Source organism: Methanoplanus endosymbiosus (assembly GCF_024662215.1).
Taxonomy (GTDB): Archaea; Halobacteriota; Methanomicrobia; order Methanomicrobiales; family Methanomicrobiaceae; genus Methanoplanus; species Methanoplanus endosymbiosus.
The window spans coordinates 2,244,084-2,261,372 of the sequence record NZ_CP096115.1 but is presented as its reverse complement, the minus strand read 5'-3'; the positions used below and the strand labels follow the sequence as shown (position 1 = coordinate 2,261,372).

Annotated in this window: 18 protein-coding genes; 10 read left to right on the top strand and 8 right to left on the bottom strand. The window is 42.5% G+C overall.

Going from position 1 to position 17,289, the window contains the following annotated elements:
* Positions 1-25 precede the first annotated feature (25 nt).
* Both L6E24_RS10055 and L6E24_RS10050 read right to left on the bottom strand, forming a co-directional pair.
* Positions 26-910 carry a DUF7847 domain-containing protein gene (locus tag L6E24_RS10055; RefSeq protein WP_257741854.1) on the bottom strand — a complete coding sequence of 295 codons (885 nt, stop codon included), beginning with the start codon at positions 908-910 and terminating at the stop codon, positions 26-28.
* 2 nt (positions 911-912) lie between these two features.
* Positions 913-1,506: a pyruvate kinase alpha/beta domain-containing protein gene (locus tag L6E24_RS10050; protein ID WP_257744014.1), complete on the bottom strand. Its 594-nt coding sequence runs from the start codon at positions 1,504-1,506 to the stop codon at positions 913-915.
* A gap of 201 nt (positions 1,507-1,707) precedes the next feature.
* Between L6E24_RS10050 and L6E24_RS10045 the strand changes: the two genes are divergently transcribed.
* The 3 genes from L6E24_RS10045 to L6E24_RS10035 all read left to right on the top strand — a co-directional run bounded on the left by L6E24_RS10045 (position 1,708) and on the right by L6E24_RS10035 (position 4,068).
* On the top strand, positions 1,708-2,883 hold the full coding sequence (locus tag L6E24_RS10045) for a redox-regulated ATPase YchF (RefSeq protein ID WP_257741853.1): 1,176 nt from the start codon (positions 1,708-1,710) through the stop codon (positions 2,881-2,883).
* 101 nt (positions 2,884-2,984) lie between these two features.
* On the top strand, positions 2,985-3,653 hold the full coding sequence (locus L6E24_RS10040; RefSeq protein WP_257741852.1) for a class I SAM-dependent methyltransferase: 669 nt from the start codon (positions 2,985-2,987) through the stop codon (positions 3,651-3,653).
* Positions 3,654-3,747: 94 nt separating this feature from the next.
* A complete protein-coding gene (locus tag L6E24_RS10035; protein ID WP_257741851.1) occupies positions 3,748-4,068 on the top strand; it encodes a hypothetical protein in 321 nt (106 codons plus the stop codon).
* A gap of 182 nt (positions 4,069-4,250) precedes the next feature.
* On the opposite strand, the gene L6E24_RS10030 is transcribed toward L6E24_RS10035, so the two are convergent.
* The 3 genes from L6E24_RS10030 to larB are packed head-to-tail and all read right to left on the bottom strand — an operon-like array spanning position 4,251 to position 6,831.
* Entirely contained in the window at positions 4,251-5,534 is a 1,284-nt protein-coding gene (locus tag L6E24_RS10030) for a hypothetical protein (protein ID WP_257741850.1), read from the bottom strand.
* Between the two features lie 12 nt (positions 5,535-5,546).
* The gene (locus tag L6E24_RS10025) at positions 5,547-6,053 is read right to left on the bottom strand and encodes a nicotinamide-nucleotide adenylyltransferase (RefSeq protein WP_257744013.1); all 507 of its coding nucleotides are present in this window, start codon (positions 6,051-6,053) and stop codon (positions 5,547-5,549) included.
* Positions 6,049-6,831, bottom strand: coding sequence for a nickel pincer cofactor biosynthesis protein LarB (gene larB / locus L6E24_RS10020; protein ID WP_257741849.1), 783 nt, complete (start codon positions 6,829-6,831; stop codon positions 6,049-6,051). Before larB ends, L6E24_RS10025 begins: the two co-directional genes overlap by 5 nt.
* A gap of 45 nt (positions 6,832-6,876) precedes the next feature.
* Here larB and L6E24_RS10015 point away from each other — a divergent pair, with 45 nt between their 5' ends.
* The 7 genes from L6E24_RS10015 (at position 6,877) to L6E24_RS09985 (ending at position 14,089) form a co-directional block, all read left to right on the top strand.
* Positions 6,877-7,194 (top strand): ABC transporter permease, encoded by a 318-nt coding sequence (locus L6E24_RS10015; protein WP_257741848.1) that lies wholly within the window; start codon positions 6,877-6,879, stop codon positions 7,192-7,194.
* A 22-nt stretch (positions 7,195-7,216) separates the two neighbouring features.
* The gene (gene hisS / locus L6E24_RS10010) at positions 7,217-8,434 is read left to right on the top strand and encodes a histidine--tRNA ligase (protein WP_257741847.1); all 1,218 of its coding nucleotides are present in this window, start codon (positions 7,217-7,219) and stop codon (positions 8,432-8,434) included.
* A 3-nt stretch (positions 8,435-8,437) separates the two neighbouring features.
* A complete protein-coding gene (locus tag L6E24_RS10005; protein ID WP_257741846.1) occupies positions 8,438-10,240 on the top strand; it encodes a DNA topoisomerase VI subunit B in 1,803 nt (600 codons plus the stop codon).
* Positions 10,233-11,321: a DNA topoisomerase IV subunit A gene (locus L6E24_RS10000; RefSeq protein ID WP_257741845.1), complete on the top strand. Its 1,089-nt coding sequence runs from the start codon at positions 10,233-10,235 to the stop codon at positions 11,319-11,321. The genes L6E24_RS10005 and L6E24_RS10000 overlap by 8 nt, the downstream gene beginning before the upstream one ends.
* Complete coding sequence (locus L6E24_RS09995; RefSeq protein WP_257741844.1) at positions 11,322-12,023, top strand: class I SAM-dependent methyltransferase; 702 nt, start codon at positions 11,322-11,324, stop codon at positions 12,021-12,023.
* Positions 12,024-12,105: 82 nt separating this feature from the next.
* Complete coding sequence (locus tag L6E24_RS09990; RefSeq protein ID WP_257741843.1) at positions 12,106-13,050, top strand: glycosyltransferase family 4 protein; 945 nt, start codon at positions 12,106-12,108, stop codon at positions 13,048-13,050.
* Between the two features lie 601 nt (positions 13,051-13,651).
* Positions 13,652-14,089: a hypothetical protein gene (locus L6E24_RS09985; RefSeq protein ID WP_257741842.1), complete on the top strand. Its 438-nt coding sequence runs from the start codon at positions 13,652-13,654 to the stop codon at positions 14,087-14,089.
* A 279-nt stretch (positions 14,090-14,368) separates the two neighbouring features.
* Here the strand turns inward: L6E24_RS09985 and L6E24_RS09980 are convergent, their stop codons facing one another.
* The 3 genes from L6E24_RS09980 to L6E24_RS09970 all read right to left on the bottom strand — a co-directional run bounded on the left by L6E24_RS09980 (position 14,369) and on the right by L6E24_RS09970 (position 17,188).
* Entirely contained in the window at positions 14,369-14,914 is a 546-nt protein-coding gene (locus L6E24_RS09980; protein ID WP_257741841.1) for an IS66 family transposase, read from the bottom strand.
* The gene (locus L6E24_RS09975; protein WP_257741840.1) at positions 14,862-15,290 is read right to left on the bottom strand and encodes a hypothetical protein; all 429 of its coding nucleotides are present in this window, start codon (positions 15,288-15,290) and stop codon (positions 14,862-14,864) included. Before L6E24_RS09975 ends, L6E24_RS09980 begins: the two co-directional genes overlap by 53 nt.
* Positions 15,291-15,577: 287 nt before the next feature.
* Complete coding sequence (locus L6E24_RS09970) at positions 15,578-17,188, bottom strand: IS1634 family transposase (protein ID WP_257741839.1); 1,611 nt, start codon at positions 17,186-17,188, stop codon at positions 15,578-15,580.
* Between the last annotated feature and the right edge of the window lie 101 nt (positions 17,189-17,289).

Sequence of the window (17,289 nt, the reverse complement as noted above, 5' to 3'; positions counted from 1 at the left end):
AAAAAGTGAAATGATGGGTATTCCGTCAGGAATACTTGTACCATCTTCCCTTCTCGTCATACTCACCCTGTCCGTCAATACCCTGATCTGCTGCTGTAATATCAGGTGAACTGATGACCGGAATTTTTGCATCTTCCAGATATTTTCTGTAAAATACCGCTTTAAACGGAAGCATTACTGTAATTATCAGCATTGAACCGAGAGAGTAGATAAGGGAGGTCACCATAACACCGAAATCACCAAGCATTGAGAATAACAGCTCAGGGTTTGCCGAGTATTCACTCATCTCTTCGGCTGACACCTCCGTAAGCGGCATAAGCTCATCTGCAAGAAGGCCGGACCAGATAATTGCAAGCCCGAATAGAAGCACGAGAGATATAAGGAGCAGAACAAGGAAAAAACCCGCGACATTGAAGGGTTTTAACATCACTCCGGTAATGCTCTTCTTAATAGACTCAAACACCTTAAGATCTGAGAATACTGCCGCAGTATCAAAGAAGAAGACCAGAATAAGGCAGGGTATAAAGAAGATAAATCCGGATATTATTGATAATACCTGACCTGAAGCTCCTGCCAGGCTGCCCGGAAGCATCACTATAAAGATGAAGATAAATGCAGCGAATGATATGAAAACAGCCGGAAGCAGCACCCTGAAATAATACTTCAGACCTTCCCTGAAGTAAGCTGCAACAGAATAATCCTCAGATTTTATTGAGCCGTAGGTTGCAGCTATAAAAAACGGCATTGTTACAAGCCAGATCATGAGCAGCTTATCACCATAAAATGAGAGCGGCTCTGTCATTGAGAACCACATCATCAGAAATGAGAATATGGCGGAAACTATTCCGGCAATCCAGAGAACAGGATGTTTAAGGAGTTTTAATCCTTCATGCAGAGAAGCAAATCCCATATTCAGCGATTCCTCGGCATTGCAACAATTTCACGAACCTGAAGGTCAAAATATCCGGAAGTATGCGAGGGTCTGATGACACAGACTGTATCTGAACCGGAAATTGTGCCGCCAACAGAGATTATCTCGTCCTCAACCGGAATTTCACCCTGATCAGCGGCGATGAGTGTACATTCAACGGCAACCTTGAGGCCGACGGCAACCGTTTTTCTCAGAGCCTCTGCAATAGCTTCAGTCCTTGAAGCGCCGCCAAGTTTTGCACCGCCACGGGTTATTGCCCTTTCAAGCCCTGAAAATACATGAGTGCCCTTTATTACACGAACACCTTCACTTTCAAGTTTATCTGCAAGGCTTTTTGGAAATTCCCAGACTCCCGGAGTGGAAAAACCGACAACATGCGTGACAACAATCAGTGATACGCCTGTGCCTTTTACTGCATCTGCAAATATCTCTGCACTGCCGCCTTTTGTACTTGCAACAATTATTGTCTTTATTCCAAGTTCCTCTGCACGCTCCACTGCAAAAGAAGCTGAGTCCTTTGTATTACCCGGCCCGGGTTCATCGAAATAGTATGTGGTTTTGGCAGTATAACTCATACAGAAATTATCGTCTGCACCGGATAAATAATTACCATGATTATCATGCACAGGAGAAGAAATATAGCAAAATACCCCCATAAAAAACTGTCCGGATGAACAGTAAGAATCCGGCTGCGGGTAATTGTTACGACATTATAATAATTCGCAACCGTTTGTTTAATCATAATCCGGCAATATATGAATATCAGGAGTTTTTATATGATTAATCTGGCAATAGCAGGCAAACCAAACTGCGGCAAATCCACATTTTATTCGGCTGCAACTATGGCTCCGGCAGAGATTGCAAATTATCCGTTTACAACAATTGATGCCAACAAGGGTGTTGCATACGTAAGAATTAACTGCCCGTGCAAAGAGCTTGGAATTGAGGGCTGCAAGGCATGCAAGGACGGAATCAGGTTTATACAGATCGGTCTTATTGATGTAGCAGGTCTTGTTCCTGATGCACATAAGGGCAAAGGGCTTGGAAATAAGTTTCTTGACAACCTCAGAGAGGCTGACGCAATACTTCACATAATAGATGCCAGCGGAGGCACTGATGAAGAGGGAAATCCGGTCGATTTGGGCAGTCATGACCCCTTAAATGACATCGGCTTTATTGAGCATGAGATGACTATGTGGGTGTACGGCCTTTTGGAGAAGAACTGGCAGAGGCTTCAGAGATCATCACAGGCCAAGACATTTTCAATTATTGATGCAGTCGCCGAACAGCTTGCAGGACTTTCAATTACTGATGAGCATGTAATACGCGCAGAGAACGACTCCGGAGTTGACCTGAAGAGCTGCACAGATGATGAGCTTGAGAAATTCTGTGAATGCCTGGTATCTGCCTCAAAACCTTTCCTTGTCATTGCAAACAAAGCAGACAGTGCATCTGATGAGGTTATCGGGAAATTAAAGGCTGAAGAGAATATATCAATAGCAAGTGCAGCAGGAGAACTTGCAATAAGAAAGGCTACTGAAGCAGGATTTACCAGCTATGTACCCGGAGATGCTGATTTTACAATATTAAATCCGGAAAAACTGAGCAAAGCCCAGAATGCAGGCCTTGAAGCCATAAGAGATTTCATGAAGAAGGCTGACGGGACAGGTGTTCAGCAGACAATAAACAGTGCAGTATTTGATCTGTTAGACAGAATTGTCGTTTTTCCGGTTGAGGACGAGAGCAAGTACTGTGACGGTCAGGACAGGATTTTACCGGACGCATTTCTGATGAAGAAGGGCAGCAACCCGCATGATCTCGCATACATGGTCCATACTGATATCGGTAACGGATTCTTATATGCAGTAGATGCCAGAACAAAGATGCGCATCAAAGAGACTCATGAACTTAAAGACGGCGACATAATTAAAATTGTATCGGCAAACAAATAACCTGAGATAATTCTCACATTTTTTAATCATAATGCCGGTATGATGAAGAGAATCATTCGGGCAGTATATTTTTATAAATCTGAATCAACTGTTCAGATCTGATGTATCCCGAAAGAATTCCGGAGGAGACAGAACACCTCTTTTCAGCAGATGAGGCATACGACTACAACATACTCCAGAGAACTCTACTGAAGAGAAATCTGCTCCCTTTAAAAGATATAACGGATGCAGGGGTTAATCACGGAACTGTTCTGGAGGTAGGTGCAGGGCCGGGCTATCTCGGAGTTGAGTGGCTTAAAAGCAGCAGAGTCAGATCAGATTCAGAACTGGTTGCTATTGATATAAACCGGAATATGGTCTGCATAGCAAAGGATAATTCAGAAACTATCAGTGAAAAAGATCGTTACTCTGTGATTCAGGGGAATGCAGAGATGATGCCTTTTTGCCGGAATACATTTAACGGAGTCTTCTCTGCCTACTCACTTCACGAATGGAGAAATCCGGTAAATGTAATCTCTGAAACTGACAGGGTTCTTAAGGGAGAATCATCTGCCGTAATTATTGATATGAGAAGGGATATTCCAAAAGATCTTCTCAGGAGGGAGAAAAACCGGATGAGGAAGCAGTCACGTAATAACTTTGAGGCCTCAGTTAAGGCAGCATATACAAAGAATGAAATCGAGAACATTATGGAAAATGCAGGAATATCAGATTATCAGACAGATGGGGAAACCTTTAATCTCAAGGTCTCATGGACTAAACTGAGATAGTTATCACCCGGAATTACAGGAGGACATAAGATAGATTACATACTGAAAATCATGCAAAAAACTAAATAGAGAAAAAAGATATTAAATATTTAATATGGCTGGCGAGATCTATCAGGCACAGGTGATTAAAAATTTCTTTGACTGCATCACCGGCACTGACAGGAATCTGACAAGGATTTATATGTGTGTCATAAGCCTGGCCAAACTGAGGATGGAAGATCCAAACAAAATATGCCACATAGTGGATCAGATGAGAAAAAGCAAGCAGAAACGTGAGCTTTCAATTGACATCATAGATTATGTCTGTTCCTGTGCAAATGAGATAGAACTTGGATCTGTCCAGACAGCATTTGGGGTACAGGAGATTTCAGAGATGGCAGATACCTTCAGTTCAGTATCAATCGATTCTCTCTGAAAAATATCTGAATACCGGAAAATTTTAGCAGGAGAACAATATCCGGCAAATACCTCCCATGAAACATTTGTTTCATATGCCATCTGTGAACCCGCAGGTTCATGAATGACTTTTTTTACCAATAGACAAGCTCAGGCACGGGACCTAAAAATACAAAATAAAGAGAGAGAAATAAGAGATGATCAGAACTTCAGTTCAACCGGATTTTCTCTCCAGTCATTCAGGGACTCTTCAAGATCTCTCATAAGTTCAGGGATTTCACCTTCAGACTCAGAAATACGGAATTTCAGTGATTCTGACTCCTCTTCAAGCCTTACTATCCCTTCAGTATTCGCCTCATATCTTTTGGAAAGCCTGCCGAGTTCCCTGCCGGAAGAATAACCTTCTGCCTCTCTTTTTACTGCATCAATCTCATCAAGAGATAACTTCAGTTCATTGCAGCATGATTTAAGCTTCTCCGGGAAGACACCCGGAGATGAGAATAACTCCTCTTCGGTCTTGTTCTTGATGATATCAGGATTTGCACCAAATACGGTGGCAAGTGAAGGATAAACAGAGCTGTACAACTCAACTGCCTCATCCATAAGTCTGCATTTATCATTCTTCTTAGAGAGAATATCAATCAGACTCTCAACCTTACCTGCCATCTCCTTATTATTCTCCCTTGAAAACTGGTATGAAGATTTACGGAAGACATTGCCGGTAGAGGCAATAAGGGCTTCATAATCATTCTCAGCAGCAGAAAAATTCATCTCAAGAGCCTCAAGCCGGCTGATCAATTCTGCCTCCTCTGAAAATTCAGCTGATCCCTTCAGATTTTCCATCCCTGATTCAATATCACTGATCTCACCCTTCAGGGCCGACATTTTATCTGCCAATGCTGAGATCCTTTCATTATCTCCCCTGATCTGCCTGTATTTATCTTCAATAAGATCATACTTCCCCTCTGAAATGCCGGACTTCTCCTTCAGTTCAACCGGGATTTTGACCTCTTCAGTCATTTTATTGATAAGTTTCCCGACGGAGTCGATCCCGGATTTTACAGCCTTCATCTCTTCAGGAAAGGCCGCACCAAGATACCTCCCCTTACCCTTCATAATCTTTGCACTTTCATTGACAAATGAGATCATTGAATCATAGACCTTCTCAGGATCATCTGAAATCCCTGCCTCAATTGCTTTCCTCATTGAACCGATAAATTTAGGCTTTGAATTTCTGGCGACATTGAGGAGCTTCTTATTTGGATGGGCATCATCTGAAAGATCTCTCTTCTCAAACCTGTCAAGGGATTTATTTAGTGATACAAGTGAGTCCCCTGCCTTCTCAGCCGCAGACAGAGCAGCCCTGTGGATGCTCTCCTCAGCTTCTTTTTTCGTCTCTGCAAATAATTCCGGAAGCGAAGAATATTCAATAACCTCGGTCTCCGGTTCTTTCTTTGAAAAAATTTTACTTAAAAAACCTGCCATAATTAAGCCTTTTTAGTCCTTCTTTGAGATCTGACTCAGGCGACGGACACCGCCTATCTCCTCAATAATATCAACCACAACTGACGGTACAAGCTCCTGCCAGTTTTCATCCATGAGCATCCTGCGCCTGATCTCTGTGCCGCTGTGTGTACCCCTCTCATACATATCAGGAGATACAACCTCTACGCCCTGCTCCCTGAATAGTTCAACAACCAGTGGATTGCTTGAAAATACCTTATCAAACGGAGGTGACATGGACTTTACATGCGCAACCCACAGGGCATTCCTCTGGACATCCTCTATCGGAATTGCATAAAACGGACATTTCAGCTTATCAAGCGACCTTGTAATCATCATAATCCTCTCACCGGCAGTAAAGGGATTATTGACATAATGGCTCATCTGGGCACTGCCAACCCCGATTACAATCTCATCGACTTCATCTGATATTGCCTCAAGAACAGACTGATGCCCGTTGTGGTACGGCTGAAAACGTCCGATATAAAATCCTCTTTTAATCACGATTATCACCAGCCATATTTGCAATCCTTGCGGCAAATGCCCCGGCAGTAAAACCGGCATCGATATTCACCACCGTTAACACGGCACATGACTGTAGCATCCCGGCAAGTGCGGCCTGCCCCTGACCCATATAGCCGTAGCCAACGCTCACAGGCACGCCAATAACCGGTTTGCTGACAAGTCCGGCGATGACAGTCGGAAGTGTGCCCTCACGCCCGGCACAGACGACATAGGCATCAACATCAAGCATCTCTTTTATTGCCGGAAAGAGACGGTGAATACCGGCAGCCCCGACATCATATGAAGTCTTAACCTCACAGCCCATAACTTCAGCAATAACCTTTGCCTCCTCTGCAACCCGTAAGTCTGAAGTTCCGGCAGTGATAATTCCAACACGCCCTCCGGACTTTCTGATATCAGGATCTCCGGATATAAAAACTGTGGATGCAGTTTCATTGTAGGAATATGAAAAACCAAGACCTTCTGCAATTACTATTAAAGAGTCTGCCTGTTCCGCATTAACCCGCGTAATGAGACATCTCCCCGATACAGGCAGTATCTTTTCAACAATCTCTGTGAGGTGAACTGTCCTCTTTCCCTCAGCCAGTATTACTTCAGGCATACCGCACCTGACAGACCTTCCAAGGTCTATATTGGCAATTTCACCTATCTTTTCAATTCTCAGGCCGTCAATCAGTTCCTCAGCCGCATCCACTGAGATCCTGCCCGCCTCAAATTCCTTTAAAATCCCTCTTAAAGTATTGTTTGAATTCATCCGGATAATTAACATATGGTTTGGGGTTGAATAATAAGTATTGGCATGACATACAGTTATCTTCTCTATGTGACAGTCTTCGGCGCAGCAACAGTAACGTACCTGTGGCTGAGGGATGCAAGAATATTTTACAGAACAGGTTATCCCGGATACAGAAAAGCAGCATATTACGGAGTTTTTTATACAGCATTATCCCTGACAGGCGTTCTCTTTGCCCTAAGGGGTGAGGAGCTTATATCTCTGATCTTAGTTCTTATAGCCCTCTTCTTTCAGGGCAGAATTGAGAAGGAGAAGGATAAAATATGGTCAAAAACGTCCACAGCGCTTGACAGAATTCTTGGAAACGTAAGTATGAGAAGATAACGGACATTTCAGGAGCAATACAATGATTAAAAAGCCAAGAGGAACAAGGGATTTCCTTCCGGACGAGATGGAAGAGAGAAGAGAAGTTGAGAGAAAGATGAGGGGCGTTGCATCCTCATTCGGATACAGAGAGATATGCACACCCACTTTTGAGTCCTCGGAATTATATACAATAAAATCCGGCGAGGGAATAATAGAGGAGATGTATGTATTTGAGGACAAAGGCGGGAGAAGTCTTGCACTGCGCCCGGAAGGCACAGCCGCCGTCCTCAGGATGTATGTCAGTGAAGGAAAAGTCCTGTCAAAACCTGTACGATGGTGCTACCTCTCCGACTGCTACAGGTATGAAAGGCCACAGAAAGGAAGATACAGGCAGTTCTGGCAGTTTGGTGCGGAGTTAATAGGTGCAGACACAGCGGCGGCAGATGCCGAGATGATACTGCTTGCTTATGAGATACTGAGTTCCACAGGGGTGAATTTTGAGATGCATGTCGGGCATCTCTCACCAATGAAGCATATTCTCTCAGATCTTGCCGAAGATGACCGAAAAAAGGTAATGGCACTTCTGGATAAGAAAAATTTTGAAGGCCTTACAGAATATCTGAATTCTGCCGGAAAACCTGAACTCTATGATAAACTGAAAAATCTTGTCGAATGCTCAACCCTGAGTGAGGCTATGGAGATCTGCGGTGACTTTCCGGAATCAGAGAGAATGGCCGGTATTCTTGATATACTGAACCACACAGGGATGAAGTATAAGTTAAATCTGGGCATTGTAAGAGGACTTGACTATTACACAGGCATGGTCTTTGAAGGGTTTGCCGAAAATCTCGGTGCGGAAAACCAGATAATCGGCGGAGGTTCATACAGACTTGCCCATCTATTTGGTGGAGAGGATGTCGCATCCTGCGGATTCGGGATAGGATTTGACAGGGTGATGGTCTCACTGGGGCAGGTGGATATTAAGAAAAAACCTGTAGTGGCGGTTGCCTACACGCCTGAAGCTGCCTCAAGGGCATTTGAGGTCGCTGCAATTTTCAGAAGAGCAGGAATACGCGCAGAAATTAACCTCCTTGAGAGGGGAATCGGCGCACAGATGAAATACGCGGCAAAGACTGCAACATATGTCGCCCTGATTGGTGCAAGGGAATGTGAATCAGGCCTTATAACCTTAAAAAATTTAAGTTCCGGCGAGCAGAAGGAGATCTCTCCCGAAGATGCAGTCTCAGAGGTGGTTTAGACATTGGATCTTGCCGAAGAGTTAGCATCTAAACAGCGCAGCATAAGTGTTGCAGAATTCTTTGAGAAGAACAAGCATCTCTTAGGTTTTGACTCTCCGACGAGGGGAATAATTACAACCATAAAGGAAGCGGTGGACAACTCCCTTGATGCCTGCGAAGAGGCAGAGATCCTGCCTGACATCTATGTTGGAATAAAGAAGACTGATAAGGATGTCTTCCGGATTATTGTGGAGGACAACGGGCCGGGCATTACACCTGCCCAGGTGCCTTTTGTCTTTGGTAAACTGCTCTATGGATCACGCTTTCACCAGATCCGGCAGTCCAGGGGGCAGCAGGGTATAGGAATATCTGCGGCAGTGCTCTACGCGCAGCTGACCACCGGAATTCCGGCTGTTGTTACCTCACGAACCGGGCATAAAAATCCGGCATACAGGTTTGAGCTTCTCATTAAGACAGAGACGAATGAGCCGGAGATTGTCAAAGAGGAAGAGATTGTATGGGACAGGATGCACGGGACAAGAATTGAGATCGAATTCAAAAGTTCCCTTGCCGCCAAAAAAAGGCTTCTTGACTATCTCAGGTACACATCGGTCGTAAACCCGCATGCAAGAATAAGAGCAGATATTGACGGAGACCTGCACAATTTTGAGAGGGCGAGCGATGAGGTAATTATCGCGCCAAAGGCTATCGCGCCGCATCCGCATGGCATTGAACTTGGCCTCCTGAAGAGGATGGCGGCACTCAGTGACAAAAGCCTCAAAGAATTCCTGATAGACGGATTTTCCCGTGTCGGTGATAAAAATGCCGATGAGATAATCGCAATTTCCGGACTTAAACAGACCAGAAAAACTTCCGGCCTGAAGATTGAGGAATTAAAAAGCCTCCTCTCAGCAATGCAGACCGTAAGTGTGCCTCCGCCGCCTGCATCCCAGTGCCTCTCTCCGATTGGTGAAGAGATGATCATAAAGGGAATTGACAAGGAGTTTGAACTTGACTTCGTGAAGGCAAAAACGAGAAAAAGCCAGGTATTCTCCGGAAATCCGTTCATCATTGAGGCGGCCATAGGGTACGGCGGAAAGCTTGAGTCAGAAGGATCTGCAACTCTTATGAGATTTGCAAACCGCGTGCCTCTCCTATACCAGCAGGGTGCATGTGCAATTACAAACGCTGTCTCACAGGTGAACTGGAGATCATATAATCTCTCACAGCAGGGGATTCCCACAGGGCCTGTGATGATTCTCGTCCATGTTGCATCAACTAATGTCCCGTTCACATCTGAGAGCAAGGATGCGGTTGCGGCAATAGATGAGATAGAAAAAGAGATTATCCTCGTAATGCAGGATCTGGGCCGGGAACTGAAGAACTTCCTGAGCAGGAGGGATAAGAACAAGCAGGAGGAGGAGAGAGCACGTGCTGTCTGCTCACTGCTGCCCGACATTGCTGCCAAAGTGTCTGAGATTGTTGAAAAACCTGCTCCCGATACTGCGCCTCTTGAAGCGCAGATAATGAGAAAGGTTGTTGCAAAGAAGCAGACCATTAACGGAATAGTCGAGATTACTGTCAGCAATCACACAAGGAGCCCGGTTTCTGTAACGGTTTACAATATGTCGGAGGGCAGTGCAGTTGATGCAAAGCCAAAGACGGACTTTACTGATGTAATCGGGAATGAATACAATAAATTATGGAAGGCGGATATTGAACCGGAATCCGCATGGAAGGCCACATATTCCGGAACCGGCAGCGGGACGCTTGACATCCGCGGAGTAGATGAGAAGAAACTTGTGGTGGTGGATCTTGATGCTTAAAAAAGAACTTGATGAAGAGGCAACAAAGCGGCTTAAAGGTATAGCAGGGAAGTGGTATGACCAGATCTCCTCTGCAACAATACCCTACATCTCACTCCCTACACGGACAAAAAAGAACATTGAGTACGATGAGAAGTCCGAGGTCTGGAAGTATGGCAGCCGCGAGACCCTCCGGTCAGCATCCTCAGCAAAGGGCGCAATGCATCTTCTGAAGATGGCGCATGTTGTCGGTTTTTTAAAGAACCAGATAGCCGATAACCGCTCATCCACACTGAGAGAGATGTATTACATCTCTGAAGGGTGGAAGAGGGCAAAGTTCTCAGCGCAGGATGAAAGTAATATGCTTGTAGAGGACCTTGAGATAGTCACTGAACTGTCAAGGGAGGCCTTTCATCTCAGGCCTGAGGAGGACGGGGCATCTGTATATGGCTCACTCAGGATAAAGGAGCAGACAAGACGTGGTGAGAGAATTATTCACTGCCGGGAGGATGTTGGTGAGGCTGGTTATCCGATACCCAGCAATGTGGACAACCTCGAATTCATTGACCATGATGCAAAATTTGTTATTGCGATGGAGACCGGAGGTATGTATGCCCGTCTTATGGAGAATGGTTTTGATGAGGAGTATGATGCCATACTTCTGCACCTTAAGGGCCAGCCGGCGCGCTCTACAAGGCGCGTCTTAAAGAGGCTGAATGCAGAATTGGGCCTGCCGGTTGTCATCTTCACTGACGGTGATCCCTGGTCATACAGGATCTTTGCAAGTGTGGCATATGGTTCTATTAAGGCGGCGCATATGTCAGAGATTCTTGCAACTCCGGGAGCGCAGTTTATCGGCGTTCAGCCGTCTGATATAAGCAATTATGATCTTCCGGCAGACAAGCTCACGGAGGGAGACATTGCAGCCCTGAAAGCAGAGCTTACTGATCCGAGGTTTGACACTGAATACTGGAGAAAGGAGATAAATCTGCAGCTTAAGCTTGGAGTGAAATCTGAACAGCAGGCTTTTGCAAGCCGGGGGCTTGATTTTGTGACGAAGGAATATCTGCCGGCGAGGCTGAGTGAGATGGGGGTAATTTGAATGAATATTCCGGAAAAATATCTTAACGGAGAATATCTGGAAAAAAATCCTACATGGGACGTTGAGGATTCTCCATGGAAAGCAGAACAGATTCAAAAAATTATCGAGAGGAATAACCTGTCACCAGATTCCATATGTGAAATAGGCTGTGGTGCCGGTGAGATTCTGAATCAGCTCCATAAAAAAATTGGAGGTCATTGTTCATTTACAGGATATGAAATATCACCACAGGCCCATAAGATATGCCTTGAAAAGGAGAGTGAAAACCTTAAATTTAAATTAAAGGATTTCACAACTGAAAATGATGTTAATTTTGATATGCTTCTGCTCATCGACATAATTGAACATATTGAGGATTACTTCTCCTTTTTAAAGAAAATTAAGGATAAAAGTAAATATAAAATTCTTCACATCCCACTTGAGTTTTTTGCAGTTTCTGCAGTATATCAGAGTTTTATTATGAATCAGAGAAAAAATGTGGGTCATCTGCATTATTTTTCTAAGGAGACTGTAATTCAGACTCTGAAAGAACTGGATTATGAGATTATTGATTATTTCTACACTCCGGGATTTTCACTCGGCCACGATTACGGGCTGAAAGATCGCCTGATAAATATTCCAAGAAAATATCTGTATCCCCTGAATAATGATCTTACGGTACGAATATTTGGCGGATACTCACTGATGATTTTAGTAAAATAATATGACCAGATATACATTGGGACTGTTTGCCAACCTGTATCCTGCACGTGAAGGCGACAGCAGGGGGATATTTGTTAAAAGGATGGTTGATGATCTTGAAAACTGTGATGTTCAGGTAATTAAGGCAGTTAAAAAAAGCACAAATCCACTGGCTTATGCTCCATTTTATACAGAAAGTCTGGTAAATTCTCTTAATCGTGACATAGACATTTTACAGGCGGAATATATCCCTCACAGCAGCATAATTCCCAGTTTATTAAAGAATAAGAGGCCTCTGGTTCTGAAATTTCATGGAGATGATGCACTCATTTACCCGTTTAAAAACAGGTTTAACAGGGCCCTGATAAATTATTCATTAAATAAAGCTGATCATGTAATTACATGCAGTGAAGCATTAAAAAATACTATAATCTCTCTGGGTTATGAGAGGGACAAAGTGACAGCAATTGCAAATGGGGTGGATATTGATAAATTCAGGCCCATGGACAAGAATTATTGCAGAGAACAATTCAATATTTCAGAAGAGGCATGCGTCTGTCTTTATGCCGGCAGATTGCATCCAATGAAAGGTATCTTTGAACTTATAGAATCAGCAAAATTAAATCCTGATATTACTTTTATCTTTGGAGGACCGGGACAAATCCCAAAACATATGTCTAATTGTATCTTTTTAGGTGATATCAGTCCTGAAAAAATGCCTGTCTTAATGAATGCCGCTGATTTTTTGGTTTTACCAAGTCATTCGGAAGGTCTGGGCCTGGTTCTTTTAGAAAGCCTTGCATGTGAAGTTCCCGTTATTGCAAGCAATATTGGAGGATGTCCTGAGATTGTAAAAGACGGACTTTCAGGTATTTTAATTTCACCGAAAGATATCGTGGGCCTTTCAGAAGCAATAAAATTTTTAAAATTAAATCCGGATCAGAGGAGAAAAATGGGTATAATTGGACGAAAAGATGTTATTGATAACTATGATGCAAATAAACTAACTGAAAAACTAATCTCAGTTCATCTTCAATTTACAGATTGATATAAATTGGTATCATATCCAAAATCGGAGAAATATGTTAAAAATGAATTTTTATATGTTAGATGAAATGGACCTGTGTTGACCTAACGGTACATTTGAAAGGTCCTCTTTTTCAGCCACTGAATCTTCACATTCTATTTTAAGATCATCTAAGGTTGCTTTCTGATTTTTACATGCTATTATCTCAGCAAGTGATTTTTGTCTATGACCATTTCTGATCAAACCGGCTATATGTTCAAAGGGATTTATGTCCAACTTCTTAGCAGTTTTAACAATTGTTAAATTTCTATCTACGACCTTTGTTCCTTTCTTATTCCTTGTAAATAAGCTTACATCACGATGTCTAACTTGTGCTCGTGCTCCAAGCTCAGCATCATTATTATGAAGAGGGATGTGTGGATAATCTAAAAATGTAAGTACAGTACTTTAAACATTTCCTGAAAAACCCCATTTTTAGCTCAGAGTATTTCTGCCTAACTTGAGAAAGTTAAGTACTTCTCTAGTTTAATGGCAAACCATCATGGCTACTGCGCGTTTACCACAATAATCTCATATTCTTTCAGAATTTAGCCAGATTTCATCTTATTTTTTTGACGTACGGTTGATTCATGAAGAGGTTTATATACTCTCAAAACTGCCCCATATAACTCCCAATGGTCAAAAAATGGATAAAACGGAGTTTAATAGAGATAATAAGCTTGGAAATCTTGAACCGATATGTGCCCTTGTCGAGGGGAATGTAACCTTAACAGGTGGCAGAAACTATGATAGTCTAACATTGATTAGAGGAACTATCGCTACGGCATGTTCTAATAACTCAATATCCGGTTTTGCAAAAATGACGGAAGGACTACCGTCTCATACGACTTGCCTAAAGAAACTTCACGGCCTTGATATAGATGAATTAACTCTAAATACTCCAAAAATGCTTTTAAAAGTGGGAAAAGGAATCCTTAAGAAAGGTCAGAAGTATGATTTTGCAATTGATATAACGCTAACCCCATATTACGGAAAGAAGGTATCACTGCCCTTTCGCTGATCCGAGATCCTAAATCCGAGATTGATACAAATGTCCTAATTTGCCACACATTTTACCCAAAAAACATCTCAGATTTCCAGAGATGAGAAGTAAAACCAGAATGCCATCTTACTCTCTCATGAATAATAATTTCATATACAATCTGGCACATATGGCCTTAATGTATAAATTAATCCCAAATATGAGGATTTAAGATTCAATTTGATCATTTGCCTTTTGAAATGGGCGAAAGGCCAGGTATCATATCCAAAATCGGAGAAATAGGTTAAAAATGAATTTTTATAAGTTGGATGAAATGTATCTGTGTTGACCTACCGGTACATTTGAAAGGTCCTCTTTTGCAGCAACTGAATTTTTACCCTCTATTTTAAGATCATCCAAGGTTGCTTTCTGGTTTTTGCATGCTATTATCTCAGCAAGTGATTTTTGTCTATGACCATTTATGATCAAACCGGCTATATGATCAAAGGGATTTATGTCCAACTTCTTAGCAGTTTTAACAATTGTTAAATTTCTGTCTACGACCTTTTTTCCTTTCTCATTTCTTGTAAATAAGCTTATATCACGATGTCTGACCTGTGCTCGTGCTCCAAGCTCAGCATCATTATTATGAAGAGGGACGTGAGGGTGATCTAAGAATGTGAGTAAGAAGTCTTTATTCCGGTGTGTCTTCTCAATTCTTAGGTTCAACTCTTTATATTCAGTCTCGCTGTTAAATAACTCATCAAAGTCCTTTCTAATTTTTAATGCCCACTCTGGAGATGGATTGTCTTTATATGCTCTCATCTCTCTGTAAAATGCCCAAAACCTCCATGAAATCTTCATGGACTTTTCTCATTACAGCAGTTTTAGGTTTTAATTTTTTATAGTGTCTGGCTTCATGAACCCAACATAACTGGTGTTCTTCAGTGATATTGTCGTATTGGGGTGCATCATCTGTAAGAAGAATTTTTGGAACTGGGTAATCTTTCTGTGATCTGTAATAAGCAATCAATCCAGCCTCAGTAACTCGCTTTTTAAGCGTTTTAAATCCTTCTTGACCAAATAACTCAACCAAACTATTTTCTAATTCAAATTCACTAAAGCAAGAGTTGTAAATATTTTCTCTAAGCTTTTTGATCCATTTTTTTGCGGTTCTAAGATTGGATAAATGTTCAAAGGCAAACTCATTGAATAGGTACTTGGGTTCTAAAACTTCCATAATGTGCTTAACTATGCTAATTCTATCCTTTTTTGGAGAAGTTCTAAATGCTGTGAAATTATGGTTTGAAAAGATATGTGTATTATATAGGAGTTACGCAGAACTTTTTTAAAATCGAAATATCTATATATAATATTGACAATGTAATCTGCCAGAATGCCACCAATGCCCAAATACACAGAGATGGACTACATTAGCTTTCTTATGGGTGCTCAGTGTGAATTGTCCTGTGTCAGAGGTGCAGACTGTTTCCCAACTGACAGCTTTAATCCTGGATTCCCGCCCATTCATAACGATGTGGGTGGTGTCACCCCCAGGTCCCGGTACAGCTGCTCCTGTTTATCGAGTATCTCACCCACTCTGAGAGATTTTCCTGGTTGTTCAAAACACTCGATGACATCCAGTTTGTCCAACATACCAGGCAATGTGTAATTCCTGAAAAGGTTATGATCCTGCATCTGCTTTTTGAGATAAGATAAGTAGATCAGTGCCACAAACTGCACAAACAGTTTCCCATCAAGGCTCTGTTCTGAAGAAACGAGTGTACGGCGCATATTCAGGCGTTCTTTGAGATTTCCAAAGGCCTTTTCAACCACATCTTTGTTGCGGTAGAGTTCAAGAGCAGTTACTGCATCCATCTTTTCATTGGTAATCAGAGCAAAAAACCCAAAATATCGCTTGGCTTTGATGACATTTTCATCAATAATCTGTGCCTTTGTTCCTCTCTTAGGTGTTGTTTTGGTAATGAAGTACTGCTTGTAAAGTTTAGCGTGTCCTGGAACACGCTCTCCTGACTCCAGTTCCTTTTTTAGTGCGATTAGCTTTCGGTCGAAGTTTTTCTCATCTTCGGCTGCCTGGTCAATATTGTAGAAATAGTGGATGTAAAGACGGCGTGATTCCTGAAGATTATCTCCTTTGTAAGGACGCTCTTGTGTATAATTCCAGGTGGTCCGGACAGTCTGGCAATACAGTTCGTAATTCTCACTGTAACGTTCAAAGCTCCTAAAAGTGTCATAGACTGCATCAAGTTCTCCATAGACAAATTTCAGAGACATTCTGACACCTGCAAGGAACTTCACGTGATTCTTAAACAGGTTGTTGATATTGACCTCACTGTAAAAGCCCCGGTCAAGAACCAGTTTAACTCTTGAGTGATCAAGAATATCCAGCTCTTCAAGCAGGCGTGTAATGGTCTTTGAATCCGGGATATTACCTGCGAGTTTTCTGTAATAGAAAGGGAGATTGGACTCCTGTCCAAAGACCAGAGCAAGATTCAGCTGTGCCAGTTTGTCGTGCTCCTTGTTGCGACCATACTGTACCTGCCTGAGGGTTTCTGAATAGCTGGACAGAGATGTTGTATCATAAGCCCAGAATTCATTATCCATCCTTCTCTTTCCCTGAAGTCTGAAGAACTGTAGTTTATTTGCCTCGGTAATGCTGGAAAACAGTTCACTACTGCGTTGTGAGGTGATGTCTTTGCCATAAGGATGCTTATGTAGGAGTCCCCACTTCTCAAAACGGTATAGCGGAGTGCTGTCTTCAAGGATTAAATAGTACACAACGGATAAGATTTGCTCATATGTGTCGGGGAAACACTGTTTCAGATCCTGAATGAGACCTAATTTCTCACCAATAGCATCCAGTAGATATGTGGCTCCGTAGAATGAACGATGTGCTTCCTCAACCCTCTTTGTATTACGTTTCACAGGCGGATTACCTTCTTTTTTCTTCCTGTTGCGTCCATCAGTGGGGACTATTTTACCTGTCTCTTTGTCTACACGCCCAATAAGGGTACGTTTGGCACGTGACTGTTTCTTTTCCTTGTCCCAGTATGATACAGAGCGGTAAGCATAGGTTATCCCGGATCTTTTGTCTGTTTGGTGAACTATTGCGACCATGTAAACCCCTAATCGTTATGTGTATTATTTAACACATAACGATTATAAAACTATCGGTTTGATCTTGGGGAGTATTTTGGAATATTAAGAAAAATGTGGAG

What these genes read in the sequence shown, in the direction of transcription:
- L6E24_RS10000 (WP_257741845.1), top strand. Translation starts at nt 10,233, where the DNA reads ATGCTTAAAAAAGAACTTGATGAAGAGGCAACAAAGCGGCTTAAAGGT.
- L6E24_RS10015 (WP_257741848.1), top strand. Translation starts at nt 6,877, where the DNA reads ATGACATACAGTTATCTTCTCTATGTGACAGTCTTCGGCGCAGCAACA.
- larB (WP_257741849.1), bottom strand. Translation starts at nt 6,831, where the DNA reads ATGAATTCAAACAATACTTTAAGAGGGATTTTAAAGGAATTTGAGGCG.
- L6E24_RS10040 (WP_257741852.1), top strand. Translation starts at nt 2,985, where the DNA reads ATGTATCCCGAAAGAATTCCGGAGGAGACAGAACACCTCTTTTCAGCA.
- L6E24_RS09975 (WP_257741840.1), bottom strand. Translation starts at nt 15,290, where the DNA reads ATGGAAGTTTTAGAACCCAAGTACCTATTCAATGAGTTTGCCTTTGAA.
- L6E24_RS09995 (WP_257741844.1), top strand. Translation starts at nt 11,322, where the DNA reads ATGAATATTCCGGAAAAATATCTTAACGGAGAATATCTGGAAAAAAAT.
- L6E24_RS10050 (WP_257744014.1), bottom strand. Translation starts at nt 1,506, where the DNA reads ATGAGTTATACTGCCAAAACCACATACTATTTCGATGAACCCGGGCCG.
- L6E24_RS09990 (WP_257741843.1), top strand. Translation starts at nt 12,106, where the DNA reads ATGGTTGATGATCTTGAAAACTGTGATGTTCAGGTAATTAAGGCAGTT.
- L6E24_RS10045 (WP_257741853.1), top strand. Translation starts at nt 1,708, where the DNA reads ATGATTAATCTGGCAATAGCAGGCAAACCAAACTGCGGCAAATCCACA.
- hisS (WP_257741847.1), top strand. Translation starts at nt 7,217, where the DNA reads ATGATTAAAAAGCCAAGAGGAACAAGGGATTTCCTTCCGGACGAGATG.
- L6E24_RS10035 (WP_257741851.1), top strand. Translation starts at nt 3,748, where the DNA reads ATGGCTGGCGAGATCTATCAGGCACAGGTGATTAAAAATTTCTTTGAC.
- L6E24_RS10030 (WP_257741850.1), bottom strand. Translation starts at nt 5,534, where the DNA reads ATGGCAGGTTTTTTAAGTAAAATTTTTTCAAAGAAAGAACCGGAGACC.
- L6E24_RS09970 (WP_257741839.1), bottom strand. Translation starts at nt 17,188, where the DNA reads ATGGTCGCAATAGTTCACCAAACAGACAAAAGATCCGGGATAACCTAT.
- L6E24_RS10055 (WP_257741854.1), bottom strand. Translation starts at nt 910, where the DNA reads ATGGGATTTGCTTCTCTGCATGAAGGATTAAAACTCCTTAAACATCCT.
- L6E24_RS09980 (WP_257741841.1), bottom strand. Translation starts at nt 14,914, where the DNA reads ATGAAGATTTCATGGAGGTTTTGGGCATTTTACAGAGAGATGAGAGCA.